Raw genomic sequence first — 25,704 nt, 5'->3', positions numbered from 1 at the left:
GGGATTAAGTTTATTAGCCGTTTGCCACTCGCTCCATTAGGGAGTCAGTTATTTGTTCGTTCGTCGCTCCATTGCTATTCCGCATGTCAACCATTGCGTTTCTTAATGCTCTATCGTCTGAGCCTATTGACTCAATTCCACTTTCCGTACTCGCTAAACAAAAAAAGACAGAGTCTTTCAATCAAGACTCTGTCTTTAGGTCATCCCGAATCAATTCATAGAGGGTTTGGGCTTCGTTGGCTCTTACGCTGTTGGGCGTCGCTAAAACTTGGACTTCAAGAATATGTTTCCCCATTTCCAGGGTGACTCGGTCTCCTACTTTCACTTCCGCCGAGGGTTTTACCGTCCGTCCATTAATAGCGATCTTTTCACCGACGCACACATCTTTGGCAACAGTGCGCCGTTTTATAAGGCGAGAAACCTTCAAATATTTATCAATACGCATACATATCCTGGTTTAAATTATTGGACAATCCTCTTCCTATTGTACCAATAACTTCACTTTATCGACTAAAGTATTTTAACAATAAACCAGGTGGTTCACTTCCTTTCCTTATAAAATTGGACTTAAGTATTAAACAAGATTCGGACATAAAAAAGGAAAGATACTAAAATATTACAAGTAAAGTAATAGAGTCTAAAAACTTTTTCCTTTAAATTTTTAATTCAAGGGAAAAAAATCAGGTTCCAGAACAACCTGGAACCTGATTTTTATATTCAAAGACTCATTTTTGGACTGCATCCTTGAGAGCCTTTCCTGCCTTGAAGCCAGGTACCTTAGCAGCAGGAATCAAGATTGTTTCTTTCGTTTGTGGATTTCTTCCAGTCCGTTCCGCACGTTCTTTTACTTCGAATGTACCAAAACCAACTAGTTGAACTTTTTCACTTTGTGCCAAGGACTCCTCAATTGTTGCGAAAACGGCACTAACCGCCTTTTCAGCATCCTTCTTGGACATGTCAGCCTTTTCTGCAACAGCACTAACTAATTCAGCCTTATTCAAAAATAGCCCCTCCTAATAACTGATCTTTTCACGACAATTATATTTCGCGATAAATAGCCAATCTCCTGCTTTTTCAGGTTACATTCCAATCATATACCACTTTTTTCTTGAGATTTTGCTTTTTCCCAAAAAACATCCATTTCATTGAGAGATAGTTTTTCGAAGTCTTGGTCATCTTTTTGACTTAACTCAACCATTTTAAGAAACCGACCTTGGAACTTATGTATAGTACTCCTTAGAACTTCTTCCGCATCAAGCTTTAAGAATCGAGATAAATTAACGATTGCAAATATTAAATCCCCTAATTCTTCACTAATTCCTGTTCCATCAGCCAAAGCGTTTTTAAGCTCTTGTAATTCCTCCTCGACCTTTCCCCAGGGTCCATCAAGATCAGGCCAATCAAACCCTACCTTAGCCACTCTACGTTGTGTTGAAGAAGCCCACATGAGGGCAGGTAACCCTTTAGGATCATTAAAGAAGGCCACCTCGTCACGTTCATTTTCCTTCTCTTCCTTTTTAATTCTATCCCAAGTTAAAATTACATCATCGGCTGTTGTAGCCTTCTCTTTCCCAAAAACATGAGGATGACGGCGAAGCAGTTTTTGGATAATTCCTTGAAGCACGTCTTGGAGCTCAAAGTTATCACTCTCTGAAGCAATTTGGGTATGAAAAATAACTTGTAATAATAAGTCTCCCAACTCTTCACACAAATTATACATATCTTGTTTTTCAATCGCTTCAAGCACTTCATAACTTTCTTCAATCAGGCACGGCTTTAACGAATCGTGCGTTTGTACCCGATCCCATGCACACCCTTCCACAGAGCGCAAAGTCTCCATCACTTTGGCCAATTTAGTGAAGGAAATAACCCCTGAGTTCGGCGGCAAAATAACCGTTGTCAAATGATCGAATATCCCATGATCCATTTCATAAAGTGGGAGCTTGTCCACCTTTTCCTGGGGAGTGCCAAGAGCTTGTGCAATGTACACCCATGCGTCGTCGGGATAGGCAGCCATGAGATCCAATTTGACCTCTGAGGCAATTAATTTATTATACACCTGGGGAATAACAAGCCATTCCTGTCCAGTCAAACCTACATCCCTGAGGGCATCATAATTACGTATCAGGACCCCCTCAATTGGATCAAACTTTAAAACTCTAAATATCTCATCGACAAAACTCATGGCTGGATGAATCACGACATTATATTCCTGTGCAAGCTTTTCTTCAATAAGTTGTACGGTCTTTTCCGCAACCATAGGATGACCAGGAACGGCGTAGATAACCTCAAGGCCCTTTTTTAACTCCCTACCCAACTGTTCCGTTATTCGTTCGTACACTGCCTCAAAAGAGGGTTCAGTGGCATAGATTTCATCAAACGATTCAACGCATACACCCTCTGCTATCAATTCCTGAACACAGGGATGTTGGGATGTTCGCACAAAGATTTTCTTTGCATCACAAATACGGCGGTAATTACCTAATGTTAGCTGTTCAAGCCCCGAAGGACCTAGTCCAATAACGTGAAGACACGAGGACATTTTCTTTCACCCCCCTGTGGGTATTTTACCATAAACCAAACTAGCATGCACTCAGCCTAATGGTGCAAACTAAAAACTACTTTATCGATGCTAAAAAATTAAAGCGGCACAGCCGCTTTAATAGATCATCTTCAAGATTATTGTTCCATCTGCTTTGCCAAGAAACCAGCGGCTGTTTCGAGCAATTTAATCTCCAAATCGCCCATTTTAGACTCTTTGGACATAAGAATCACTGCACCTATAGGGTCCCCTTGCGAAATAATCGGAGCAATGACTTCGCTGATAAATTTACATTTATCCTCTTCCTCATTATCCGGACAGTTTTTGCACACTGCATGTTCTCCTGCAGCATCGATGTGAATCGTTTTTCTTTCGTCCATAGCCTGTTCTATGGCAGGGCCTATCGTTTTATTCATGTACTCTTTTTTTGACGCTCCAGCGACTGCGATAATCGTATCGCGGTCCGTGATACATGTAATATGGCCCGTCGATTCGAATAGGGATTCGGCATATTCCTTGGCAAATTCCCCCAACTCTCGGATAGGTGAGTATTTCTTTAGGATGACTTCCCCTTCCCGATCTACAAAAATCTCTAACGGATCCCCTTCCCGAATACGAAGAGTCCGACGAATTTCCTTTGGTATAACGACACGACCGAGGTCATCGATTCTTCTTACAATACCAGTTGCTTTCATAGACGCACTTTCCTCCTTTTGTCGTTCCCGAAACTCATTTTCGCACTTTCTTTTTGCACCTTAAATTCAATGATAGTATATATCTAGAGATTGCCAATTATTCATTTTTTTCCAATGCAAAACAAAAGAAGGCAATTTTCATTACCTTCCTTTAGTCGTTATTAAGCTGCAGGCTGATATCCCTTGGCATATTCTGTCTTTGCTTTCTTACGTAAATCGTCAAAATATGTCTGGAACTTGGCATCTTTTGACGCATTCAGCGCATCTTGTTCCACTTGGGCCTTAACTTTCGCGAAGTCTGCGGCTACAGCATTCGTGTGTGCTTCAACCAAAATAACATGGTAACCAAATTCCGTTTTTACAGGCTCTGTTGAAAATGTACCAACTTTTTGGGCAAACGCTGCCTTTTCAAATTCAGGTACCATCTTCCCCTTAGTAAAGGTTCCAAGATCTCCACCCGAGTCCTTTGCACCAGGCTCAATCGACTTATCCTTAGCAAGCTGTTGAAAATCAGCTCCTGCTTTAAGTTGAACAATAATTGCTTTTGCTTCATCTTCCGTTTTGACTAAAATATGACGAGCTTTCACACTTTCAGGCTGACTATAATTTGCGACATTTTTGTCATAGAATGCTTTAACATCAGCATCGCTTACCTTTATATCTCCTGTTATCTTCGCATAAACTGCTAAGAAATTCTTTAATTCGGGTTCTGTCATACCCTGTTGTTTGAGGGTATCTTGAAACTTCGTAGCATCACCTAGATTTTTCTTGATAACGTCTTCCTGCTCCTTCACCTTTGCATCTTCTGGATTGAGCTTTTGATTCTTAACTTCTTGGGCTATAAGTTTACCTTCGATCATGCGATCTAATAACTGGCTCTTGATCTGGGTTAAAGCCTGTTTCCCTTGATCTGTATCGAATTTCATGCCTTGTGTTTCATAGGTCTTTTGCGCATCGGCAACGCGTGCATCATAGTCCTTAATTAAAATCGGATCTCCATTAACTTTTACTGCCCATTTACCACCAACCAACGAAGAACACCCCGTGGTCACAAGCATCAATGCAAGGACACCTAAAATTATTCCCACTCGGGATTTTTGCATATAGACACACCCTTTCAAAATTTGACATGTGCATAGTATATCAAGGAGTTGTCTTTGAAGCAATATCGCAGAATGTCGAGAGCACCCGACGTACCGCCTCAATCACATCCTCTTGTTCAAGCGTACGGACACGAATTTTACACTCCAGATTTCCATTGGGCATCGTCCGAAAAGTCAACGGATAATGTGAAGCCGATGCCACGGCCATTAGATGTTCTCCCGTCATACCAAGATCTACCGTAAAACGAATCAACACATTTTGTTTAGCTTGTTGAATTTGTTCTACCTTCAAAGAACTTGCCAGTAGTTTTATTCGGATAATCTCAATTAGATGCTCGACTTCACGCGTTGGAGTTCCAAAGCGATCCACCAATTCGTCCACCATTTCACCAAGTTGTTCCTCATCCCCAACCATCGCTAGACGTTGGTACAACGACGCCTTAATTTGGCCGTCCGCAACGTACGAGTTCGGCAAAAAGGCATCTACCTGGAGTTCAATGCTCGGTTCGATAACTTCCTCTACCTTTTCTCCACGAAGTTCCTGAACCGCTTCCTTGAGCATCTGACTATACAACTCAAATCCCACCGCTGATAAATGTCCATGCTGCTGAGCACCAATCAAGTTCCCTGCACCGCGAATTTCCAAATCTCGCATAGCTATTTTGAATCCAGCCCCAAATTCCGTGAACTCACGGATGGCAGCCAGACGTTTTTCGGCAATTTCAGTAAGAACCTTTTGCGGTTTATACAGTAGGTAGGCAAATGCTTTTCGATTAGACCGCCCGATGCGTCCACGCAATTGGTAAAGTTGAGATAACCCAAAACGATCCGCCTCATCAATAATAAGTGTGTTGACATTGGGCAAATCGAGTCCCGTTTCGATAATCGTTGTGGAAACCAAGACATCCATTTCCTGCTCCAGAAAGTCCAGCATAACCCGCTCTAATGCAGTTTCGCGCATCTGACCGTGGGCAACTCCGAATCGCGCCTCAGGAACCAATTGACTCAAGAAATGGGTAACCTGGTCCATATCCTCCACTCGATTATGAACATAGAAAACTTGTCCGCCACGTTGAATCTCTCGCCGTATAGCGTCTCGTACTACCTCAGCCCGAAACTCCGTGACATATGTCTGCACTGGATACCTTCCTTCAGGAGGGGTCTCAATGACACTCATGTCTCTCACTCCCACGAGGGACATATGGAGAGTCCTAGGTATTGGGGTTGCCGACAATGTTAACACATCTACATTGCCCTTCAGTGTCTTCAATTTCTCCTTGTGAGCAACCCCGAAACGTTGCTCTTCGTCAATGACCAATAAGCCCAAATCTTTAAATTTAACGGCCTCAGCGAGAATCCTATGAGTACCCACAATAATATCAATTCGCCCTTCCTTAAGAGCCAAAATTATTTCTTTCTGCTCTTTTGGAGATCGGAAACGACTCAGCATCTCGATTTTAATAGGATACCCTGTCAGACGTTCTTTGAAGGTATTGAAATGTTGTTGGGCCAGAATGGTGGTAGGAACTAGAACCGCCACTTGCTTACTGTCCATCACAGCTTTAAAAGCCGCTCTGAGGGCCACTTCCGTTTTGCCATACCCCACATCCCCACAGAGTAAGCGGTCCATCGGTCGTGGGCGCATCATATCAACTTTGACATCTTTTATGCTCTGGATTTGATCAGGAGTCTCCACATAAGGGAACTTCTCCTCAAACTCATTTTGCCACACATTATCCTCGGAAAAGGCAAATCCTTGGATTGCCTCCCGTTCAGCATAAAGTTTTACCAAATCAATCGCCATCTCTTTGACGGCACTGCGTGTTTTACTTTTAACTTTGTACCACTCAGTTCCCCCAAGCTTGTAAAGTTTAGGTAGGGCTTCTGCGCCACTTCCCAAATACTTTTGTAGGAGATGAAGTTGATCCAGCGGAACATAGAGACGGTCTTCTCCAGCATAGCGGATTCCAAAATAGTCCTTTTCTATCCCCGCAACCTCTAGCCGTTCAATGCCCGTAAATTGCCCAATTCCATGGTGGACATGAACGACAAAGTCCCCCGGTTTAAGATCCGATATGTATAGATTCTTTTTAATAGGTGCGCTAGGAGGCTTCTTACCTACAACTTTACTCTCTCTTTTGTAAATCTCGGCTTCTGTCAGAACCACTAATTTCCCGAGTGGAAGCTCAAAGCCCTGGTCAAGGGAATACGGATAGATATAGACATGCCCCTCCTCAACCGAACCCTCAAGCACTTTACGTGATGCAGTGACTCCGCGATCCTTCAGGCCCTGAATCAAACGCTCTACATGTTCTTCATCGCCGACAAATAGAGCCACTACATTCCCTGCATCCTTTCGGTGGACTATTTCATCAACCAACATACTGGTCTTCCCCATGAAACCCGTTAAGGGACGGGCATTCAAGTTAAAAACCCGCTTTGGTGAGAGCCCTGGAGCTTGCCTCAGCAACGTCGAAAGGCCCACCAAGGGATATTGTTTTCCATGAATTAAAATATCATCGTAGTTAATAAATTGCGTATCTGGATGGATAAATTCTTCACCATGTTCTAACTGTTGCGTAAACTCCAACAAACGTTCATTCGTTTGAAACTCTAATTGTTCCTTTAGACGAAGTGGTTCATCCAAAATAACGAAGTGATCTTCAGAGAGATAAGAGAAAAATGGGACGAGAGGCGTATCAACTAAACTTAGATATGGATAAACATTTTCATCTAAGATTCCCTGAACAAGTCGTTCTTCCAAAAAGTCCACTTTCTTTTGTAGCCGTTCAGCTGCTTCTTCCCTTCCCGAACGTTGAAGACGGCCCGTTGTTTTTCGAGCTTCTGCTCGAATGGCAAAGCGAAGTTGACCCATCTCCTCTCTTGTAACAACATACTCCATAGAGGGAGGTATATCCACCTTTTCCTGAGCAGCCACTGATTTCTGCGTGCCAAGGTCAAACGTTCGAATGGAATCAACTTCATCATCGTAAAACTCGATACGCACTGCCTCACCATCTAATGGTGCGATGTCTAAAATCCCACCCCTTAAGGCGAACTGTCCTTTTCCTTCAACCGTCTCGACACGTTCATACCCCCCGGCGGTTAGGGTGGTAAGCACCTCAGACAAGCTATATCCTCGCCCCACTTCGAATGTCAATGTATACTCTTTCCAGCGTTCCATCGGGAATACACGTCGCTCCACTGCAAGGACAGAAGCAACGATCGTACACTTTCGGTTCTGAGCAAGTTGATTCAAAACACGAATCCGTTCCGCGGTTGTTTCCCGGCTTCTCCCTAAGACTTCAAAAGGAAGCCATTCCGTTGTAGGTAGGTGTAAGATGGTTTCCTTGGGACACCATGTCTGTAAATCATTAGCCCACTTTTGGGCCTGCTCCTCCGAATAAGTCAGAATCAAACCCGGCTTTGATTTTTGCAAAAGCTGAGCGATGCACGCTGCCTTTTGGCTCCCTGTTAAATCATAAATCATCTGGGGCCATTCCCCATGGCCTAACGACTGGTCAATTACCTCTATATCGAGCCCCCGTCGAAGAAAATCATGAATTGTATTCAAACCGGTCATCCTTTCAAGGTGTAAAGATTGTTCGTCGGAAGTACCAAAAAAAGATGAACGTCCTAAAAGGACCCCCATTGTCTCCCCCTAAAATACTTAACAGGGACATGGTCATCGACATGTCCCCTTATCTAAATCAAAAAGTCAAACAAAACTACGACACCATACTTCACCTTAGTGATAGACGTTACTCGGCTCCATCTCCATTTCGTGTAGACACCCCGGGCAAAGTTCATAGGCAATATTTCCAACAATATCCATTATAGGGTCCGCGTTATGACCGGTCAAGTCATCTAACTCAATCTCACCAATAATTCGATCACAGGCATGACAAACCTTAACTATCCTCATACCAGAATCACCTCCTACTAGTAGAATTGCCCCTAGTTTAGGAGGTTATACTTCTCTTAACGGTGGTATAAATTCATGACTCGTCCATTTTCCCCTTTAATCCACAGGTTGGTTGCTTTTGCAGCACATTCTAACAGCTCATCTAACGTTGCCATTTCATCATGCGCAAAGGGTGCAAGTACGTATCGCGCAGGGTCCCACTCTTTAGGCGGGCGGCCTACACCCAATTTAAGCCGCCAGAATTTTTCCGTTCCTAATTCAGCAAGGATAGATTTTATCCCATTATGCCCACCTGCACTTCCATGGTCACGTAAGCGCATCTTTCCAAATGTCAAGTCCATGTCATCATGGACGACTAAAAGATTATCCCCTGAAATTTTATAAAAATGAATAAGTTCGCTCACTGAACGACCACTCAAATTCATAAACGTATGAGGCTTTAAGAGAAGAAGACGTTCCCCCTGCACATTTCCTTCCGCCCAAAATCCCTGGAATTTCGGGTTAAACGTAAGACCATAGGCCTCTGCTAGTTGATCAACAAGCATAAAACCAATATTGTGGCGCGTCTCCGCATATTGAGGACCTGGGTTTCCAAGACCGACAATTACCTTCATTCATATCTCCTCCAAAGCATATTCATCGGACACCTCGAATACATTTTTTCAAGAAACAAATAATGACCAATAAGGGGGTACACCTGTGAAACCCAGTCGCAAGTATTTATCCTTACCTATTATTTCTCTCCAGGAAGGGCAGCAAATTGGGTATGTCAAGAGCTTAATTTTGGACGCCGCTACAAAATCCCTAGCTGCAATTGTTGTTGACTCTAAGGGTTTCTTCAAAGATCAGCGCATTATTCCCTATGCCAAAGTGGTCAGTGTCGGCGATGACGCAATCACGATCGACACTGGGTCCCACGTGGAAAAAACCTCAAGTCTCCCGGATCTGTTAGATTTAGTCAAAGGTAAATTAAGCATCATAGGGACTAAAATGGTCACGGAAACTGGAAAAACGCTTGGAATAGCGGACGAATATTATGTTGATCCGAAAACAGGCAAAATAACTCAGGTTGAAATTTCAGGCGGCAAACTCGAAGGATTTCTTAGCGGCAAGGCATGGATCTCTGCAGAACACATCATGACGATTGGCCACGACGTGATCGTAACCAAACAAGGAAGTGAAAGTGCTCTCACCATCGCGGATAAAGGTCTCAATGATACTCTCAAAAATCTAATCCACTCAACCTCTAGTCTAGCCACAGAAACAACTCACACTATTGGTAGCTACTTTAAAAAAGATAAGGCTAAGGTTGCTTCTCAGCTCACTCAGGATAAACCACCGATCATCATTCCTGAAACCGAATCCACTCCCTCGGCCTGCCAAACCACTTCGGAAATGTCGGAAATTCCACAAACACCGGAAATACCAGTAACCAAGGAACCCCTGGGGTGATACCCCAGGGGTCTTTTTTAACTAAACAGTTTACTAACCGATAGATCTTCGTGAATACGCACAATGGCTTCACCAAGAAGTGGAGCAACCGACAACACTCTCATCCTGGGAATTGATTTTTCTTCACTCAGAGGAATGGTGTTTGTCACCACAACTTCACGAATAACGGAGTTATTTAAGCGTTCTATGGCTGGTCCTGATAAAACAGCGTGAGTGCAGCACGCATACACTTCCTTAGCACCTCGTTCGACAAGGGCCTGGGCCCCCAGCGTTATGGTTCCCGCAGTATCGATAATGTCATCAATCATAATTACGGTCTTGCCCTTCAGTTCCCCAATAACATGCATAATTTCAGAAACATTGGGTTCTGGACGCCTCTTATCAATAATAGCTATGGAAGCACCAATCCGTTCGGCAAGATTCCGTGCTCGTGTGACCCCCCCTAAATCTGGAGATACAACACAAACATTCTCAAGCCCCATCTCTCTGAAGTACTCCGCCAGAATCGGGACTCCAGGCAAGTGATCCAGGGGAATATCGAAGAACCCTTGAATAGCTGGAGCATGTAAATCCATAGTAATAACACGATCCGCTCCCGCGGTGGCGATTAGGTTAGCCATTAATTTCGCCGTAATCGGGTCACGGGCCCTTGATTTGCGCTCTTGGCGGGCATATCCATAATAGGGCATTACAGCAGTAATACGTCGAGCTGAGGCCCGACGAATCGCATCAATCATAATCAACAATTCCATGATGTTATCATTTGTAGGATAACAAGTTGGCTGAACAACGTAGATATCTGAACCTCGAACGCTTTCATCAATAGCAAGACAAATCTCGCCGTCTTTAAACCGTTGTATTTTGGCTTGACCCAGTGGAACTCCAAGATAGTCCACGATTTCCTGCGCCAACGGCCGATTGGCATTCCCACAAAAAATCTTAAATTCCTTTGCTGCCATGCCTCTTCTTTAGCCCCCTATTTCATCTTTTCGCTTATGCCAATGTGCCTTAATTACCTGCTGGCTTCGTTCAACCGCCAGGGCCTCTGCAGGAACATTCTTTGTAATGGTAGACCCTGCACCCGTAACAGCATAATCTCCCACTTCAAGCGGAGCGACCAAATTGGTATTACTGCCTATAAAGGCATAATCTCCGATTTTAGTAGGATATTTGTTAACCCCATCGTAGTTACAAGTAATCGTACCCGCTCCAATATTCGCTGACTTTCCAACGTGTGTATCGCCAATATAACTCAAATGGGGGACTTTAGCTCCCGTCTCAATTAAACTATTTTTAATTTCGACAAAGTCGCCCACTTTTACGTCCGATTCTAGTCTTGTGCCCGGTCGTAAATAAGTAAACGGACCAATGTGACAGCGTTCTCCGATCGCTGCATCTTTGGCTACAGTATAGATAACTTCAGAACCGCACCCCACAGTACAATTTTCCAAACTCGTCTGGGGCCCAATCACGGCATCCTCTTCGATCCGAGTTTTCCCCATTAAGCGAGTAAATGGTAAAATCGTTACATCCCGTGCGAGTTCAACGTCCGCATCAATAAAGGTTGAAGAAGGATCCACCAATGTAACCCCTTCGTTCATCCAATGCTCAAGAATGCGCTCGCGAAAAATCGCTTCAGCCTCAGCCAATTGGCCACGACTATTCACTCCCAATGCCTCATGAGAATCCATTGTACAATACGTCAACATTTTTTCCCCAAGATTTAAAAACACATCGAATACTTCCGTTAGGTAATATTCTCCTTGCGCATTCTGAGGAGTAATTTTCGTCAGGGCATCCTTGAGTGCAGACCCCTTAAAACAATACGTCCCTGTGTTAATTTCACGAATTTGTCGTTCGTCAGGAGTTGCATCTTTTTCCTCAACAATTCTAACAAGATCGTCGCCATTTTTAATGACTCGACCATAGCCAAAAGGCTGCTCCATGTAAGATGTCAACACTGTCGCGCTAACCCCTTGGGCCTGGTGCAAATTAATAAGAGCGTGTAGCGTCTCAGAACTGAGCAACGGCTGATCGCCACTTAGGACTAGAACGGTCTGGGCGTCTTCTAAATAAGGGAGAGCTTGCATGACAGCATGTCCTGTTCCGAGTTGTTCAGTTTGAACAACCATCTCTGCGCGTCCAAAAATACTGTCCTCAATGATCTCTCGGCCATGCCCGACAATAACCAAAGGACGTTTAATCCCAACCTGGGTTACCGCATCCAAGACATGTTCAATGAGAGGTTTCCCTGCCAATGAATGCATGACTTTCGGCAACTTTGATTTCATCCTTGTCCCTTTTCCTGCAGCCATAATCACCGCTACCAAATTAGGCATAATCTAAAATCGCCTCCAGCATAGTTTAACCTCAACTTAGTTTTACATTCCAAAAGTTCTTTATTCGTCAAATCAAGGCAAAATCCTCTTTTATTCTATAGTAATTATGTACTAGTAAGCAAATCCAAATTCCGCTTATTCAACAATCATAACGAAAGAAACTATCGAAACAACCATAAGTCATGATGGAAAAAGGAGACCTAACTTGCAAGGTCCCCTTTCAAATGTCTAAAAACATTTATTTAAGAGTTTTAAATGGCATCCTGATAAGCTTTTAAAACAGCCGTTTGGATTACCTCTCGTGCTGCGGAAGAAATAGGGTGGGCGATATCACGAAATTCCCCTTCGGGTGTTTTACGGCTGGGCATAGCTACAAAAATACCATTCATTCCTTCCACAACTTTGACATCATGGACGACAAACGCATCATCAAAGGTCACGGAGACCACGGCTTTCATCTTTCCTTCCGTGTTAATCTTCCGAACCCGCACATCGGTAATATTCATTATGAATCACCACCCTTCCACTTGACATCCGGGGCTTGTTCATAATGATATTCTCTGTATGGTAAAAAAATCCTGCTTTTATTTAGGAAAATTTTTGTTTATTTGTTAAAGTCTATTAAAAGATAATTAAAAGCTAATCATTGGAATAACGGACGTCTTCCCAGTATCTAGGTCTAGTTCGTTCAGCTGCAAAAGGGATAAATATTCTCCCACAAGCTTGGGTTCCGCGGTCATTCTGGCCTCCACCAAGATCCCCATTCCTACAACGTCAGCCTCAAATTCTGCCATCAAGTTTTTGATTCCTAGTGCTGTTCCCCCCAGCTTCATAAAATCATCAATGATGAGGACGCGTTGCTTTGGTTCCAAGGCCCTTCGAGAAAGTGACATGGTTTGAATACGCCGTGATGATCCAGAAACATAATTGATGCTTACCGAGGAGCCTTCTGTTACTTTGTTTCCACTGCGTATAACAACCATAGGCAAACCTAAAGCCTCTGCCGTTACAAGGGCCAGTGGAATCCCTTTCGTTTCAATAGTAACAACGACATCCGGTTTTTTCTCTCTGAAGGCACCTGCAAAGATAAGGCCTAGGGGACGCAATACAGAAGGATCGAACAACAAGTCGGTCATATACAAAAAGCCGCCTGCGAGAATTCGTTCTTTGTCACTCAATCGTTCAGAAAGCTCACTAAGGAATTCTGTGGCCTCTTCTTTGGCAATTTCCGGTATGTACCGAACCCCCCCGGCTGCCCCGGAAATCGTTTCAAGATGACCCTGCCCTGAAAGCATGAGGCTACCCTTGACTGCCATTAAATCTTCACTAATAGTGGACTTAGCCGTACCAAACCGTTCTGCAAATAGGGTTAAGGGAGTCAGAACATTTGGTTTTTGCATCAACAATTGAGTGATTGCCACCATGCGTTCCGCTCTTTTCATCTTCTCCACGATTATTGATCCACCTTGTCCGAATCATTCTTTCTAAGAGTCTCAAACATGACATTTTCAGCTGTCACAATATGTGCCATCGCCAAAGACTGTGCTTCTTCAGTATCATGGTTTCTTAAGGCTTCGACAATCATCCTGTGCTCCTCAATCGCCAATTTATTTCGTCCTGGAACGGCGAGTGAAGTTGAGCGAAAACGTTGAATCTGTTCACGTAAATTTTCTAAGATCTGTACTAACCGTTCATTGCGACTAGCTCTATAAACTAAAGCATGGAAATCCGTATCTGACTTCACAATCTGTTCCAAATCCATTTCGCCCTCGCTGACTCTATAGAACAGTGCCCGTTCCATTTCTTCTAATTCATCCTCGGTAATTCGTTCAGCAGCTAATCCTGCAGCCAATCCTTCAAGAGCCGAACGAATCTCAAAAACGTCTGCAACATCTTTTAGGGAAACGCCTGCGACATACGCTCCCTTGCGAGGAATCATGACGACAAAATTCTCGAGTTCTAATTTTCGGATTGCTTCCCGTACTGGAGTTCGGCTAACCCCCATTTCTTCAGCCAATTGGATTTCCATCAACCGCTCTCCGGGCTCAAGAACCCCACTGAGAATGGCCTCGCGCATGGATTCAAACACAATCTCCCGTAATGGCTTGTAACCGTCAAGTATCACCGGTACCAATCGTTTCCCCACGAATGTCTCCCCTTTCATCCTTTTACTTTCCCTACTGTTCTGGTAACCCAAACATTTTTTAAGCCCTTTTTTCTCAACTGTCCAGCAACATCCATAGCATGCTGTCTCCCTCGGGCAAGCCCGAATACACTAGAACCGCTTCCAGACATTAAGGCTCCATAACACCCCGCATCGAGTAAACTCTGCTTCAATAATGAAATTTGCGGAACTAGCTGAGTTGAGGCAGGCTCTAAATCATTATAAAGTAGCTCAGCAATTTGCTGAGATGAACCCATTTTTAAGGCGCTCTCCCAATCCGTTCGCGTCAAATGCCCGCCTTGGCCTACTGCATCAAATCGAAGGTAAGCCTCCCTCGTATTCACTCCAGCAAACGGTTTGGCTAAGACGAGATCTATTTTAGGGGCCGTGGGCAAGAATTCCAGCAGTTCTCCTCGTCCAGTCGCCCACATCGTTCCACCACGGAGACAGAACGCGACATCTGCACCACATTTCCCCCCAAGTGCGAGAAGTCCTTCCTTGTCGAGAGGTTCTCCATAGAGTCGATTTAATAAACGTAACGTCGCCGCAGCATCTGTACTACCTCCAGCTAATCCAGCCTGAATGGGAATATACTTCTCAATTTCAATTTCAATTCCTTCGTCTTGGCCTAGTTGCCCAAGAAATAGTTCAGCCGCCTTATACGCCAAGTTTCCAGGGCCACTTAAGGCTCCACAACTACATACAACCTTCTCTCCACGCCGCCGAATCCGAACAATATCATGTAATTCAATGGATTGCATGACACTCTGAAGTTCGTGATACCCATCTTCGCGGATTTCTTGTATTGCTAAGGCCAGGTTGATTTTAGCGTATGCGAATGTTGTCAGAGAAGATTGTTGCATTTACATTGCCCTTTCCGAACATTATGGATGTATTTCCTTTTATTATACATATTTTTTGGTCAGAGTTCCAGCACTTCTCCTTATAAATCTTGACAACAGAAGGGACGAAGATAATCCTCGCCCCTCCAAATTACTAATTCCTGACTCTCAACGTTCCCCTCCAACGGCCCATTCATTCTGTGTCGGTTTAAAAGGTAGTGCCTTCTGTAATTCCATTCTCCTATAAATTTCTTCCTCAATCGGCTCAATATGTTCATAGAATATCACAAAAGTATCCCCGGGTACGCAACTATCCAATCCGTGCCGAAAAGCTTCTATTTCTGAAAGAACGATCTCTATTTTATTGGGATTCATTCCACATCGCACCGCTTCATCATAGAGAAGTTGGGCAATTTCGCCCGGTTTACGTCCACGCAAATCAGCATCTTCCCGAATAATTAAGCGTTTAAAACCCAGCGCAGCGATCCGCCCCACTTCTCGTACCGATTCATCAGGCCGATCACCCGGGACGGTTATACATCCCACTAGAGAACCTTGTTTAAGCTGTTTCAGTGTCTTGCTAACCTCCTGGATTCCCGCCGCATTATGTCCATAATCAACAACAACACGAACTCCATCTAACTCATAAAGATTTAGACGTCCCCGATTGTGCTTTGCATTTGAAGTGAAGTCCTGAAGAGAGTTCCGAATTGCTGTGGCACTTAACCCCAATGCCCATCCTGCTGCGACTGCCGCCAAAGCATTTTGGATATTATGCAAGGCCTTTCCTTCCAAAGTTGCTGGAATCTGTTTCACTGAACAGATCCGACAACTTTGCGAACCCTGGCAAAGAAGGATCATGCCCCTGTTCAAAAAGACAGCTGTCCCCCCCAATCCCAAATGCTTACGAACATGATTGTTATCCTTTTCCGTGCTAAAGAGAATAACCCTCCCCTTCGTTCGCTTAGCCATGTTCACAACATAAGGGTCATCCGCATTCAACACCACGTAACTATGCGGCTTAACAATCTCTGCTACTAAGCTCTTGACATGGGCAATATCTTCGAGTGTCTCAATACCGTACTGACCCAGATGGTCATTGGAAACATTAGTGATAATCGCAACATCGGCGTATTCATAACCCAACCCTGCACGAAGGATCCCGCCTCGTGCTGTTTCCAGTACCGCCACCTGGACATCGGGATGTCTTAGAATAGTCCTAGCACTCTCTGGCCCAGTCATGTCCCCTTTAATCCACAACTTTTGATTGATGTACACTCCATCTGTGGAAGTCATCCCTACGAAAAGCTGCTGATCTGTCAGCATTTTGCTAACCATACGTGTTGTAGTTGTTTTTCCATTCGTACCGGTGATCGCTATAATAGGAATTCTCCCATTCCCTGAAGGAAGCACTTGTTCCACAATAGCCTTTCCCACATCTCGCGCTTTACCCACGCTTGGAAAATGATGCATACGAATCCCTGGCGCAGCGTTAACTTCAATGATATGCCCGTTATTTTCGCGATAGGAAACTTCGATATCTTCAATGACTAAATCAATTCCCGCAATATCCAAGCCAATTAATTTTGAGGCATAGACTGCCAGATCTATATTATCCGGATGCACATAATCCGTCACATCCTCCGCAATTCCCCCAGTACTTAAATTAGCGCTGTCACGCAGGTATACCACTTCCCCTGGTTCAGGAATGGATGAAAGTGTTAATCCTCTTTGAGTAAGGGTCAACTTCACAACAGGATCAATTTTGATCTTAGTCAAGGCCTTTTCATGGTCCTCTCCACGCTGAGGATCTGCATTGGTTTGGGCGACAAGTTCTGCAATCGTTGCTAAGCCATCTCCAATAACATGAGCTGGGACGCGTTTGGCTGCTGCAATAAGATGATCTCCAACTACTACCAATCGATAATGTTGTCCCTCAATAAATTCTTCAATGATGACCCAATCTCCGTAGGTTTGAGCAACCTTAAACGCAGCTCTAACTTCCGCTACGTTCGTAAGCTGAAGGGTAACCCCTTTACCCTGATTTCCATGCAAGGGCTTGATCACAACGGTAGTTTTCATATCTCGAAAGGCCTGAATGGCCTCATCTTCCGTGCTGACAATATGCCCCCAAGGGACGGGAAGTCCCCCTTCACCTAGAATTTTTTTAGTCATTTCCTTATCACAGGCAATGTCTACTCCAATACTAGACGTCGCACCCGTCATGGTTGCTTGGATACGTCTTTGATTTCGCCCGTAACCCAACTGCAACAGACTACATTCATTGAGACGATGCACTGGAATTCCCCGTTCCTGGCATGCTTCCACGATCGTTTGCGTTGATACCCCCAATTCGTAGTCAGACATCACTTTTTTTATGCGGTCTACGGCTTGTGAGACATCAAACGATTCCTGATTCAGAAGGGCCTTCACCAGAGCAAATCCTTGATTAAAACCTTCGATCGCACCCTCTTTGGCCTCGTAATTGAAAATAATCTCATAGCAACCCGGTTCTTCTAAAATAGCCATAGTCTTGCCATATTTAACGGTCTGCCCAGCTTGAGTCAGAAGGTCTATGGTTACATGTTCAATGACATGCCCAATTAGGGTCCCCTCTTGTAACCGCTCTAGGAATCCACCAAGTTTACCCCGCGAACAATGATGCTCCGCCAATGTCGGTAAGTTTTCTATGAGACGAACACGGAAATCTCCTAGTTCATTACTGAACCGTTCTGTCCATTCTTGGAGATCCACAATCGCTCGAATAATTGGCCGACTACTATAGACATTGGCCCCTTCGATCGCTTGGATTTGTCTAATCTCCATTATGTTGTTGTTCCTCCTTTAGCTACAATAGGAAAATACACCTTACTAGTTTTAACCTTTTTTCTTCTTAGTATTCCCTCGTCAATTATTCTCTTTTACTAAAGTAAGGAAATTCGATTTTTAAGATCAAAACCATAGCCATCGGATAAAACGTGCATTAAAATCGGGCTCAAAACCAGTGATTGACCTGGAGTAGTTTCTGAGACATTCGTGGTTGTTGAGGGTGATGCGTCAACCACTGTTACCGTATTACTACCAACGACTGAAAAATGCGCATCCGAGTGAACTAAGATAGCTGTATCCTCGTCAATACCCACCCCGAGAACGTAGGGATTTTGTGAGATTGCCGACAGAAGTCTTCCGATTCGCCCGCGTTGAGCGAAGTGCTGATCAATTACAACCGAACGCAATAGTCCTAACCCGGGGGCCATTGTCAACGTATTTTTCTTTGCTGTCCCAGCTTCCCCCCCAACAATCATCGTATCCGACATGACAGATGCCCCGGCGCTCGTTCCTGCAATGATGACTCCCTGTTCATATAGCTGTTGGAGCATCCGACCTAGCAACGTCCCTCCCAACAAACCAGTAATCCGCAGTTGGTCACCTCCTGTAAAAAAAACTCCCGTAGACTTTTCAAAGTCTTTCCCGATCCCTTGTCTTCTCGCCTGATTACGGTCTGAAACATCAAGAACCTGTACCTCCTGTGCACCTAGTTCTAAAAATAAAGAATGGTACTCAGTCCCCACTTGAAGCGGGTATTCTGTCGCCGCTGTCAGAACTGTAATTCGGCTTTCCCTACCGCCTGACTCCTGAACAAAGCGTTTTAGAATTTTACAGTCTCCCCTTTTATCTTCTGCTCCACCGATAATAAGTAGCTTTCCTTCGATGTGTTCAGTCAAACTGATCCCTCCAGTCGGTTTATTTTCCACCTAAAGAGGGTTGAATTATGCAACGAACATTCGAAAATCCCTAACATACCATGAGATAGACCCTAATTACGTAGAAAGGAGGCTTCAGCGCGATGCCCAACCGTTCAATTGTCATTCATACTACTCGACGACAACTTGAGCTCTATGAAGGAAACCGGCTAATTCAGCATTATCCGATTGCTGTAGGCAAAGGCTCAACCCCTACACCTTACGGGCGCTACAGCATTGCCACTAAAACAGTTTATCCGGGCGGTGTCTTTGGCAGCCGCTGGATGGGACTTTCCCTTCCCCATTACGGGATTCACGGAACGAGTAACCCCACAAGTATCGGGCAAGCCATATCCAAAGGATGCGTACGCATGCATAATCACGACGTCGAAAACCTATTTCAGCTTGTCGGAATCGGCACCCCCGTAATTATTCAGCCTTAATAGAAATAGGGCGACTGCGGGACGATTATCCCGTCTTACTTACTAGTAAGGCGCTAGAACCGTCCCCAAGTCTACCCTCGAGTTACTTACCTGTCTTAAACCGTTCCACAGGCAAGGCGCACTTAATAAGGACTTCTCGGATATCCCCGCCTCAACTGCCCCCGCGTCTCGACTCCACCAACCCCATCGGTGCCAGTGATCGTATGCGTAAGAATATCCTTCACTGAAACAATTTGATCTGTCGGCGTAAAAGCAATTCGTTCCACGATAAACACCGGATCAAACGCATGGATAAGCATGCGTTTGGGTGATGAAGCAAAATTTGCTCCTGCTGAAAGAATCGCTTCATAGTTAGATTGACAGGCTCCTGCAAAAATCACCAGAGCATCCAAATTATGTTGAAACCGCCGGGCCTCTGAGACGGATTCCACAAAATAGCGCGAACTTCGATAACTGTCATTACTGTGAAAGTCCTTTTTCCCACTGATGAATCCGTCATGACCTGTTAATACTAGGATATCTGCAGGATTCTCTTGCAAAATTTTACGTATTACTTTTGGTTGTTCCATTTCGGATTTGCAAATCCCCTTTGCTTCGATTCCCATTTGCCGATACGTCTTGATACATTGATTTAAATAATCTTGGTCACCATCAAGCTGCAACACCCGTCCCGGAATCTCGAAAGAATCCTTTTGATCGTCCTGACCTACTTTCCTTTGCCTGGTTAATTTGTGTAATTTCTGATAAATCATTTTATTATCTTCACGCTCATAGCCAGCAACCTCAATGGGTCTCTTCACGATAAGATCTGAGACTGGAGCATCTGCTAGTAGTCTGAAATTGAGCCCTTTGAGGATCGCCGAACGTTCGCCGTCAACATTCACCGTTATTTGTTCTATATGAAAGAAAATGTCCTCTCGGTGTGAGAGTCTAGCCACAATATCCCCAACGTGAAACATGGTTTGACCTCCTTTTACCTTTTATCACTCTATACTATGTCGAATAAATCTAAACGGCATATATTAATAGTAAGTCTAAACAAAAGGGGGGCCTAAAGATGTTCGCAGCAGTTATTCCAGCTAAGAATGAAGAAAAGAGCATCTTGGCAGTCTTAACCACCATTTTACGCCTTCCAGTCCATTACATTATTTTAGTTCTTAATGGCTGCACGGATCAGACCTTCGAACTGGCAAGCTCAATCCAGGATCCTCGAATTCATATTCTTTACTTTTCAGAGTCTTTAGGAATTGATATACCTCGAGCGATCGGAGCACTCTACGCTCGTTATTTAGGCGTCGATGGCATACTCTTTGTCGATGGTGATATGTCTGGGGATATTTATCAAAATCTCATTCACCTCATTACCTCTATTGAATCTGGAGTTGACGTTGCTTTAACCAATTGTTACCCTTACATTCCCCATCGTCAGAAACTTGCCAATCTCGTTCTAAAATTCCGTGCCAAACTCAACCGCGAACTTGATCTCTTTAAAGTCCTCGGCCTTGCAACACCTACACATGGACCCCATGCGCTTTCTCAGCGAGCCCTACACATCCTTCCTATAGATGCTATAGCGATTCCCCCGCTCACCTTGTTTTGGGCAAAGAAGAGCGACCTTGCCATTAAAGTGGCCACCTCTATCCCTCACGAAGCCATGCGATCCCCTACAAAGCATCGGCGTCATGCTCGTCTGATTGCCGAGACCATCATTGGGGATTGCCTCATGGGATTGGCACTCGCCCAAAATAGTCCACCAACACGTTCACTCGGTAAACATGAATTATTGGGCTACCACCCCGAACGACGTCTTGACCTCCTTTATCATTGGGAGAACTCTATACGGTCCCAGGGTATATTCTATGAACAGCATGTCATTATTCCAGGATTATCTAGAACAGAAAATCAAGAGATTTCTAGCGATATTATTCTACAAAATGGAATTATGGCTAATCCCATTCTCTAACTCCTAATTTTAGGATCAATACCATGCCTTTGGAAGTAATCCAAAATCTTTCCCTTCTCTTCGACCTTTACGTGGATGGTGGCTTGTATTTTTCCTTCATGAACTCCGTTCCACTTCATATAAATTGTCTGGCTGTAGGTCTTATCCAAGATAGGATCTGCATACTGTAAATCAACCACAATGTAATGAGCACTAATATTAAATTGTTTGGAATAAATTGTATCACTGGGTATGGTCATAACCAGACTTGAGGCTGTATCTTTTGGAATTTCATTGACTATGGCTGATTCATCATGGTGAATCGGTTTTCCTTCTAACTGCTCATCAAAGACAATCGTCTCGCTTGAAAGATTGACCGCGGGATGTATACCTACATTATTAAATTTCAACTCTAAGCTGAGTTCATTTTCTAAATCAACTTTGGGAGATTCCCTTAATACAAAATAAGGACGCATTGCCTCTTGTTGTACCTTCCAAGCAGCCACCGTTAAATAGACGGTGATCAAAGCTGTGAGCGCTAACACCGTAGTTGCCACTGTAGCAATGATATTTGACCATTTCATAAAACGTCCTCTATGTGTTTTGCCCAACCCGAGTTCACCCTCCGTCAATCCTTATTATCGTTTGAACGTAAGTGCTTAACCTACAATTTGCTTCCTTATGATTCGGATATTTCCCAACTTTTATTCTTTTATTGCCTTACTTAATAAAAAAGAGGATTATTCACCTACGAAGCAGGGAATAATCCTTAAATTCATTTGGAATTCTCAATAAAAATAGGGCTGCAACAAATTGAAAAACAAGTTTCGTTACAGCCCCTACTCAATATTACCGAAAAGCCTTTGTTAGAACTTGAAACTCTTCAATGCTCAACGTCTCTGCACGCCGTCCATCAGAGATCCCTGTGCCTTGCATTCGTTCGATAACATCTTCCTTTTTTAGCCCCAAACCACCTGCTAGTGAGTTACCTAATGTCTTTCGTCGCTGGCTAAATGCTGCCTTAACCACTCGAAAGAAATCCTTCTTATCCACGCTAAACCCCGGATAAGGGCGAAGGTCCAATCTTATCACTGCAGACGTGACTTTAGGCGCTGGCCAAAATGCACTGGGCAAAACATCCATCACGGTTGTAACTTTGGCTGAAATCTGAACCGCAATCGATAGAATACCATAGGTTTTGCCTCCAGGTGACGCCGCAATCCGCTCTGCTACTTCCTTCTGAACCATAATCGTCATCCCACTTAATCGATCCGCTTGGTCCAGAAAGTGCATGACGAGTGGGCTTGTAATGTAGTAGGGCAAATTTCCCACCAAGTATCCTTTTTGATCTCCCCATAGTTCATGCAAATCAAGTTTTAACGCATCTTGATGGAGAAACTCAATAGGGAGCCCTTTAAGCTCTTTATTCAAAATTCCAATCTTATGTTGATCCAACTCTATCGCCCACATCTTTGGTACCCTTTGTGCAAGTATCCGTGTTAATACTCCTAACCCCGGCCCAATTTCCACGAGCGGTACATCCGCTTGTAGCGTACTAGCTGAAACAATACGGTTGATCACTTCATCATTCATGAGGAAATTCTGACCCATGGATTTTTGGGCACGTGCCCCACTCTTTACGAGACGGCGTGTATATTCAGCTGCGCTTTCCATGACGAACCTCCTCAATCGCTTGAAAAAATAATTCACGTGATATGCTAAACCGATTTAATCGATGTAGAAATTGCTTAGCATTGGTATCCCCAATTCCTAGTTTGCGCCCAAGCGCTATTCTCAATTCACTCGCACCCGTTGCCCCTGCAAGACCTACCGATACTAAATCTTTAATTGTAAATGTTCCATTGATAGCTTCTTGCTCCTGTTGAATATGAGCAAAGGCGCGTTGTATCTCGTGGGTTGTCGCATTTTCTACCCCAATATCCCCCTGTTTTGTAGCAGCCTTCCTTGTAAGGTAAGTATGTTTGGCCTGAGGAACGTAAGCACGAATACGATTACGTATCTGCTCTCCTACCGTATCAGGATCCGTAAATATAATCACCCCTTGACGGTCTGCCATCTCTGCAATGTATTCTAACTTCTTTTTGGTCAACCCATAACCCTCAGTCCAAATTATGTCTACTTCCCCGAGGGCCTGCCGTACCGCATGTGCATCATTTTTCCCTTCGACAACGATAAGTTCCTTTATCATCCAAAGTTTCCTCCGTTTCCACTTCTATATCTTAACTGAGAACGTCCTAAGACTCAAATTTTCTCTTAAAATATCCAGAATTAAAAAGGAGGACGAAAGAATATCTTTCGCCCTTTTTGGAAACTTATAGAACTTATTTTCTAATCTTTGTAAATCTTATGGTTATTTTTTTGTTTCCTTATTGGTTCCATACGTTTTCATGAGGGAATCCCAGATCGAAGGATCCTCCATTCCTAAGCGCCAGATAGCAACACCATGCAATTTGTGTTTAAGCGAATAATCCATTTTTACTTTTAAACTAGCGGTATTCTCAAAAAAGACTTCGTGTCTTACACCATTCGCTGTATAGGTAAATTGCGGAACCTTTGCACTAGGATCTGTGAGGATCTCTACCCCATGTTTCTTCGCACGATCAACCGTTTGAATATAGGATAGATAATCTGGCAATAGGGGCTTGCTCGACCCCCAGTCAAACGAATAAACGGGAAGTCCCATTACAATCTTTTCTTTAGCTATCTTGCCCACTGCAAAGTTAATAACGCGATCTACCCAACCTTGTGAAGCAATAGGTCCCTGGGTAGTCCCAAGTCCATGTTCATCATAGGTCATAAGAATGATTTGATCAGCAGATTTTCCAATTGCCGCATAATCATAGGCACCCGACCATAGATCGGAAGGATAATCTACGAATTTAGCAGGAATAGAAATGTTCAAGACTTTGTCTTTAGCCTTTAATGCTTTACCCAACTCAGCGACAAAGGCAGAAAAATTGTTACGATCTCCAGGAGGGGTCTTCTCAACGTCTATTGAAATTCCATCCCAACCGTCTTTTGTTGTCAAGTTAACCAAGTTGGTTACTAAATTTGCCCTTACAGCAGAATTTGATAAAACGCGATGAGCAAGATTTGCATCAAACCCAACTGTCCCTGTCAAATTCATGTTATGCACTAAGGCGTAGGCTTTTGACCCATTCTTTTGCGCTGCTTCTTTGATACTCAAATCGACTTTACCTGTCGGGACCACTTTACCATTAGCGTCAAAAGAGTACCAGAAGAAGGCTACTTCATCCATCAATTTAGCATGTTTGAGCATTGATTCCTTCGAACCAGGTGTAGGTCCCTCTGGATCCGTGTAAAATCCCATAACTACTCGTTTTTCTGCACCTATCACAGAATCTCGGGTTGCTCCTGCCTCTGCTTGAGGCGGCTGTGAATTTTGCGTTGTTTGCGATGGGGCATTTTGTGGAGCAGCAGGAGGTGCATTTGGGTTTGGATTTGCACATCCTGTCAAGGTAAGGCCCAAAATCAGAGCACTGCTCATTATAAAAGTCAGAAACCGTTTCATGCTACGCTTCAACTCCTTATTGTAGATTCGGTAACTGACTTTATTTTCCCCGCTTCAAAGGACGTTATGTATTTATTTATAAAGCGTTATATTTATCCGTTATAAGTCAATTTTGGAAGGTGCTCAAAATAGTTTGCTATTCCCTTAGCGATCGCGCGTGACAGTTGTTCTTGATACCAAGATTGTTGGAGTTTCTTCTGTTCTTTAAAGCTAGATAAATAGCCTACTTCCACGATAACCGCAGGCATGCTCGTATTTTTTATAATATAAAAATCCCCAGGTTTCGCAACTCTACGATTCATTCCTGGTATTTTAATCAATTCTTGTTGAATCAATTCAGCTAACCGTTTTCCCGATTCTGATTTGGAATGATAAAATGTTTCCGCTCCAGATTTTTGCCCTGAAGCCGCATTGACATGGAGGCTGACAAAAACATTCGCTTTTGCCGCGTTTGCCATATCAATACGGCGATTTAAGTCGATTTGCTTCTTTATGGTTTTTCCTCTGACTCCATCTGGAGCATAATCAATATCTTCTTCTCGAGTAAGCAAAACCTCTATTCCGCTTGGACGAAGCATTTCCTTCACCTTCTGGGCAATTTGGAGATTGATTGATTTCTCATACACACCCTGTGAGGTGATCGCGCCAGGATCATATCCCCCATGTCCCGGATCAAGCATCACACTATCGCCATTCTCAAGACGACTAACGACCGCGGTAGAACCCTGCCAAAGCACAGAGAACACTAATATGCTCATTACACACAGAACAAGTAACATCGCAGTTTTCTTCCCTGGTATCCCCACAAGCTGACGCATTCGGTATTCCCCCGTTTCCTGGTTACATTTAGGATATGTATTTTTAATTAATAGCCATGGAAGCACCTTCGTTTCATGGTTACAATAACAGAGTATGTGCTGATAAATAAAGTTATACTTCCTACCTAACATAAAGCAAGCCC

General features: G+C 43.8%; 26 protein-coding genes. 3 read left to right on the top strand and 23 right to left on the bottom strand.

Annotated features, from left to right (window positions below; all coding sequences use genetic code 11):
* Window positions 1-13: 13 nt before the first annotated feature.
* The 9 genes from E4K68_RS20800 to pth form a co-directional block, all read right to left on the bottom strand.
* Window positions 14-181, bottom strand: a complete 168-nt coding sequence (locus E4K68_RS20800) for a hypothetical protein (RefSeq protein WP_206751198.1) — start codon at window positions 179-181, stop codon at window positions 14-16.
* On the bottom strand, window positions 182-445 hold the full coding sequence (locus tag E4K68_RS04635; RefSeq protein ID WP_135377564.1) for an RNA-binding S4 domain-containing protein: 264 nt from the start codon (window positions 443-445) through the stop codon (window positions 182-184).
* Between the two features lie 280 nt (window positions 446-725).
* The gene (locus tag E4K68_RS04630; RefSeq protein WP_135377562.1) at window positions 726-1,001 is read right to left on the bottom strand and encodes an HU family DNA-binding protein; all 276 of its coding nucleotides are present in this window, start codon (window positions 999-1,001) and stop codon (window positions 726-728) included.
* 89 nt (window positions 1,002-1,090) lie between these two features.
* Window positions 1,091-2,542: a nucleoside triphosphate pyrophosphohydrolase gene (mazG, locus tag E4K68_RS04625; RefSeq protein ID WP_135377560.1), complete on the bottom strand. Its 1,452-nt coding sequence runs from the start codon at window positions 2,540-2,542 to the stop codon at window positions 1,091-1,093.
* Window positions 2,543-2,679: 137 nt separating this feature from the next.
* Window positions 2,680-3,237 (bottom strand): stage V sporulation protein T, encoded by a 558-nt coding sequence (spoVT, locus tag E4K68_RS04620; protein WP_135377558.1) that lies wholly within the window; start codon window positions 3,235-3,237, stop codon window positions 2,680-2,682.
* Between the two features lie 161 nt (window positions 3,238-3,398).
* On the bottom strand, window positions 3,399-4,340 hold the full coding sequence (locus E4K68_RS04615; protein ID WP_135377557.1) for a peptidylprolyl isomerase: 942 nt from the start codon (window positions 4,338-4,340) through the stop codon (window positions 3,399-3,401).
* Window positions 4,341-4,380: 40 nt separating this feature from the next.
* Complete coding sequence (gene mfd, locus E4K68_RS04610) at window positions 4,381-7,923, bottom strand: transcription-repair coupling factor (protein WP_135377664.1); 3,543 nt, start codon at window positions 7,921-7,923, stop codon at window positions 4,381-4,383.
* Between the two features lie 165 nt (window positions 7,924-8,088).
* Complete coding sequence (locus E4K68_RS20575; RefSeq protein WP_199241683.1) at window positions 8,089-8,265, bottom strand: hypothetical protein; 177 nt, start codon at window positions 8,263-8,265, stop codon at window positions 8,089-8,091.
* A 56-nt stretch (window positions 8,266-8,321) separates the two neighbouring features.
* Window positions 8,322-8,879: an aminoacyl-tRNA hydrolase gene (gene pth / locus E4K68_RS04605; RefSeq protein ID WP_135377555.1), complete on the bottom strand. Its 558-nt coding sequence runs from the start codon at window positions 8,877-8,879 to the stop codon at window positions 8,322-8,324.
* 85 nt (window positions 8,880-8,964) lie between these two features.
* Between pth and E4K68_RS04600 the strand changes: the two genes are divergently transcribed.
* A complete protein-coding gene (locus tag E4K68_RS04600; protein WP_135377553.1) occupies window positions 8,965-9,717 on the top strand; it encodes a PRC-barrel domain-containing protein in 753 nt (250 codons plus the stop codon).
* Window positions 9,718-9,734: 17 nt separating this feature from the next.
* Here E4K68_RS04600 and E4K68_RS04595 read toward each other — a convergent pair whose 3' ends face one another.
* The 8 genes from E4K68_RS04595 to E4K68_RS04560 form a co-directional block, all read right to left on the bottom strand.
* Window positions 9,735-10,676 (bottom strand): ribose-phosphate pyrophosphokinase, encoded by a 942-nt coding sequence (locus E4K68_RS04595; protein ID WP_135377551.1) that lies wholly within the window; start codon window positions 10,674-10,676, stop codon window positions 9,735-9,737.
* A gap of 9 nt (window positions 10,677-10,685) precedes the next feature.
* Window positions 10,686-12,056: a bifunctional UDP-N-acetylglucosamine diphosphorylase/glucosamine-1-phosphate N-acetyltransferase GlmU gene (glmU, locus tag E4K68_RS04590; protein WP_135377549.1), complete on the bottom strand. Its 1,371-nt coding sequence runs from the start codon at window positions 12,054-12,056 to the stop codon at window positions 10,686-10,688.
* 251 nt (window positions 12,057-12,307) lie between these two features.
* Complete coding sequence (spoVG, locus tag E4K68_RS04585; protein WP_135377547.1) at window positions 12,308-12,562, bottom strand: septation regulator SpoVG; 255 nt, start codon at window positions 12,560-12,562, stop codon at window positions 12,308-12,310.
* Between the two features lie 126 nt (window positions 12,563-12,688).
* Window positions 12,689-13,507 carry a pur operon repressor gene (gene purR, locus E4K68_RS04580; protein WP_135377545.1) on the bottom strand — a complete coding sequence of 273 codons (819 nt, stop codon included), beginning with the start codon at window positions 13,505-13,507 and terminating at the stop codon, window positions 12,689-12,691.
* A gap of 2 nt (window positions 13,508-13,509) precedes the next feature.
* Window positions 13,510-14,202: a GntR family transcriptional regulator gene (locus E4K68_RS04575; protein WP_135377543.1), complete on the bottom strand. Its 693-nt coding sequence runs from the start codon at window positions 14,200-14,202 to the stop codon at window positions 13,510-13,512.
* 14 nt (window positions 14,203-14,216) lie between these two features.
* Window positions 14,217-15,083, bottom strand: coding sequence for a 4-(cytidine 5'-diphospho)-2-C-methyl-D-erythritol kinase (gene ispE, locus E4K68_RS04570; protein ID WP_135377541.1), 867 nt, complete (start codon window positions 15,081-15,083; stop codon window positions 14,217-14,219).
* 147 nt (window positions 15,084-15,230) lie between these two features.
* On the bottom strand, window positions 15,231-17,888 hold the full coding sequence (gene cphA / locus E4K68_RS04565; RefSeq protein ID WP_135377535.1) for a cyanophycin synthetase: 2,658 nt from the start codon (window positions 17,886-17,888) through the stop codon (window positions 15,231-15,233).
* 98 nt (window positions 17,889-17,986) lie between these two features.
* Window positions 17,987-18,787 carry a cyanophycinase gene (locus tag E4K68_RS04560; RefSeq protein ID WP_135377534.1) on the bottom strand — a complete coding sequence of 267 codons (801 nt, stop codon included), beginning with the start codon at window positions 18,785-18,787 and terminating at the stop codon, window positions 17,987-17,989.
* A 122-nt stretch (window positions 18,788-18,909) separates the two neighbouring features.
* On the opposite strand from E4K68_RS04560, the gene E4K68_RS04555 reads away from it, so the two are divergent.
* Complete coding sequence (locus E4K68_RS04555; RefSeq protein WP_135377533.1) at window positions 18,910-19,248, top strand: L,D-transpeptidase; 339 nt, start codon at window positions 18,910-18,912, stop codon at window positions 19,246-19,248.
* Window positions 19,249-19,370: 122 nt separating this feature from the next.
* Here the strand turns inward: E4K68_RS04555 and yabG are convergent, their stop codons facing one another.
* A complete protein-coding gene (yabG, locus tag E4K68_RS04550; RefSeq protein WP_135377532.1) occupies window positions 19,371-20,207 on the bottom strand; it encodes a sporulation peptidase YabG in 837 nt (278 codons plus the stop codon).
* Window positions 20,208-20,305: 98 nt separating this feature from the next.
* Here yabG and E4K68_RS04545 point away from each other — a divergent pair, with 98 nt between their 5' ends.
* Window positions 20,306-21,211, top strand: a complete 906-nt coding sequence (locus E4K68_RS04545) for a glycosyltransferase (protein ID WP_135377531.1) — start codon at window positions 20,306-20,308, stop codon at window positions 21,209-21,211.
* On the opposite strand, the gene E4K68_RS04540 is transcribed toward E4K68_RS04545, so the two are convergent.
* The 5 genes from E4K68_RS04540 to E4K68_RS04520 all read right to left on the bottom strand — a co-directional run bounded on the left by E4K68_RS04540 (window position 21,208) and on the right by E4K68_RS04520 (window position 25,561).
* Entirely contained in the window at window positions 21,208-21,774 is a 567-nt protein-coding gene (locus E4K68_RS04540; protein ID WP_135377530.1) for a hypothetical protein, read from the bottom strand. The two genes, E4K68_RS04545 and E4K68_RS04540, sit on opposite strands and share 4 nt — an antisense overlap.
* A 265-nt stretch (window positions 21,775-22,039) precedes the next feature.
* Window positions 22,040-22,864, bottom strand: a complete 825-nt coding sequence (rsmA, locus tag E4K68_RS04535; protein ID WP_135377529.1) for a 16S rRNA (adenine(1518)-N(6)/adenine(1519)-N(6))-dimethyltransferase RsmA — start codon at window positions 22,862-22,864, stop codon at window positions 22,040-22,042.
* A complete protein-coding gene (gene rnmV / locus E4K68_RS04530) occupies window positions 22,848-23,399 on the bottom strand; it encodes a ribonuclease M5 (RefSeq protein WP_135377528.1) in 552 nt (183 codons plus the stop codon). The genes rsmA and rnmV overlap by 17 nt, the downstream gene beginning before the upstream one ends.
* Before the next feature lie 162 nt (window positions 23,400-23,561).
* The gene (locus E4K68_RS04525) at window positions 23,562-24,743 is read right to left on the bottom strand and encodes a glycosyl hydrolase family 18 protein (RefSeq protein WP_135377527.1); all 1,182 of its coding nucleotides are present in this window, start codon (window positions 24,741-24,743) and stop codon (window positions 23,562-23,564) included.
* 92 nt (window positions 24,744-24,835) lie between these two features.
* Entirely contained in the window at window positions 24,836-25,561 is a 726-nt protein-coding gene (locus E4K68_RS04520) for an N-acetylmuramoyl-L-alanine amidase (protein WP_135377526.1), read from the bottom strand.
* Window positions 25,562-25,704: the final 143 nt, after the last annotated feature.

It is taken from the genome of Desulfosporosinus sp. Sb-LF (assembly GCF_004766055.1).
Classification (GTDB): Bacteria; Bacillota; Desulfitobacteriia; order Desulfitobacteriales; family Desulfitobacteriaceae; genus Desulfosporosinus.
The sequence above is the reverse complement of the archived record's forward strand: the minus strand, read 5'-3'. Positions and strand labels throughout refer to the sequence as shown.

What these genes read in the sequence shown, in the direction of transcription:
- spoVG (WP_135377547.1), bottom strand. Translation starts at nt 12,562, where the DNA reads ATGAATATTACCGATGTGCGGGTTCGGAAGATTAACACGGAAGGAAAG.
- E4K68_RS04555 (WP_135377533.1), top strand. Translation starts at nt 18,910, where the DNA reads ATGCCCAACCGTTCAATTGTCATTCATACTACTCGACGACAACTTGAG.
- E4K68_RS04525 (WP_135377527.1), bottom strand. Translation starts at nt 24,743, where the DNA reads ATGAAACGGTTTCTGACTTTTATAATGAGCAGTGCTCTGATTTTGGGC.
- E4K68_RS04615 (WP_135377557.1), bottom strand. Translation starts at nt 4,340, where the DNA reads ATGCAAAAATCCCGAGTGGGAATAATTTTAGGTGTCCTTGCATTGATG.
- pth (WP_135377555.1), bottom strand. Translation starts at nt 8,879, where the DNA reads ATGAAGGTAATTGTCGGTCTTGGAAACCCAGGTCCTCAATATGCGGAG.
- E4K68_RS04595 (WP_135377551.1), bottom strand. Translation starts at nt 10,676, where the DNA reads ATGGCAGCAAAGGAATTTAAGATTTTTTGTGGGAATGCCAATCGGCCG.
- mfd (WP_135377664.1), bottom strand. Translation starts at nt 7,923, where the DNA reads ATGACCGGTTTGAATACAATTCATGATTTTCTTCGACGGGGGCTCGAT.
- spoVT (WP_135377558.1), bottom strand. Translation starts at nt 3,237, where the DNA reads ATGAAAGCAACTGGTATTGTAAGAAGAATCGATGACCTCGGTCGTGTC.
- E4K68_RS04545 (WP_135377531.1), top strand. Translation starts at nt 20,306, where the DNA reads ATGTTCGCAGCAGTTATTCCAGCTAAGAATGAAGAAAAGAGCATCTTG.
- yabG (WP_135377532.1), bottom strand. Translation starts at nt 20,207, where the DNA reads ATGTTTCACGTTGGGGATATTGTGGCTAGACTCTCACACCGAGAGGAC.
- E4K68_RS04520 (WP_135377526.1), bottom strand. Translation starts at nt 25,561, where the DNA reads ATGCGTCAGCTTGTGGGGATACCAGGGAAGAAAACTGCGATGTTACTT.
- ispE (WP_135377541.1), bottom strand. Translation starts at nt 15,083, where the DNA reads ATGCAACAATCTTCTCTGACAACATTCGCATACGCTAAAATCAACCTG.
- mazG (WP_135377560.1), bottom strand. Translation starts at nt 2,542, where the DNA reads ATGTCCTCGTGTCTTCACGTTATTGGACTAGGTCCTTCGGGGCTTGAA.
- cphA (WP_135377535.1), bottom strand. Translation starts at nt 17,888, where the DNA reads ATGGAGATTAGACAAATCCAAGCGATCGAAGGGGCCAATGTCTATAGT.
- rnmV (WP_135377528.1), bottom strand. Translation starts at nt 23,399, where the DNA reads ATGATAAAGGAACTTATCGTTGTCGAAGGGAAAAATGATGCACATGCG.
- glmU (WP_135377549.1), bottom strand. Translation starts at nt 12,056, where the DNA reads ATGCCTAATTTGGTAGCGGTGATTATGGCTGCAGGAAAAGGGACAAGG.
- rsmA (WP_135377529.1), bottom strand. Translation starts at nt 22,864, where the DNA reads ATGGAAAGCGCAGCTGAATATACACGCCGTCTCGTAAAGAGTGGGGCA.
- E4K68_RS04540 (WP_135377530.1), bottom strand. Translation starts at nt 21,774, where the DNA reads ATGAAATGGTCAAATATCATTGCTACAGTGGCAACTACGGTGTTAGCG.
- E4K68_RS20575 (WP_199241683.1), bottom strand. Translation starts at nt 8,265, where the DNA reads ATGAGGATAGTTAAGGTTTGTCATGCCTGTGATCGAATTATTGGTGAG.
- E4K68_RS04635 (WP_135377564.1), bottom strand. Translation starts at nt 445, where the DNA reads ATGCGTATTGATAAATATTTGAAGGTTTCTCGCCTTATAAAACGGCGC.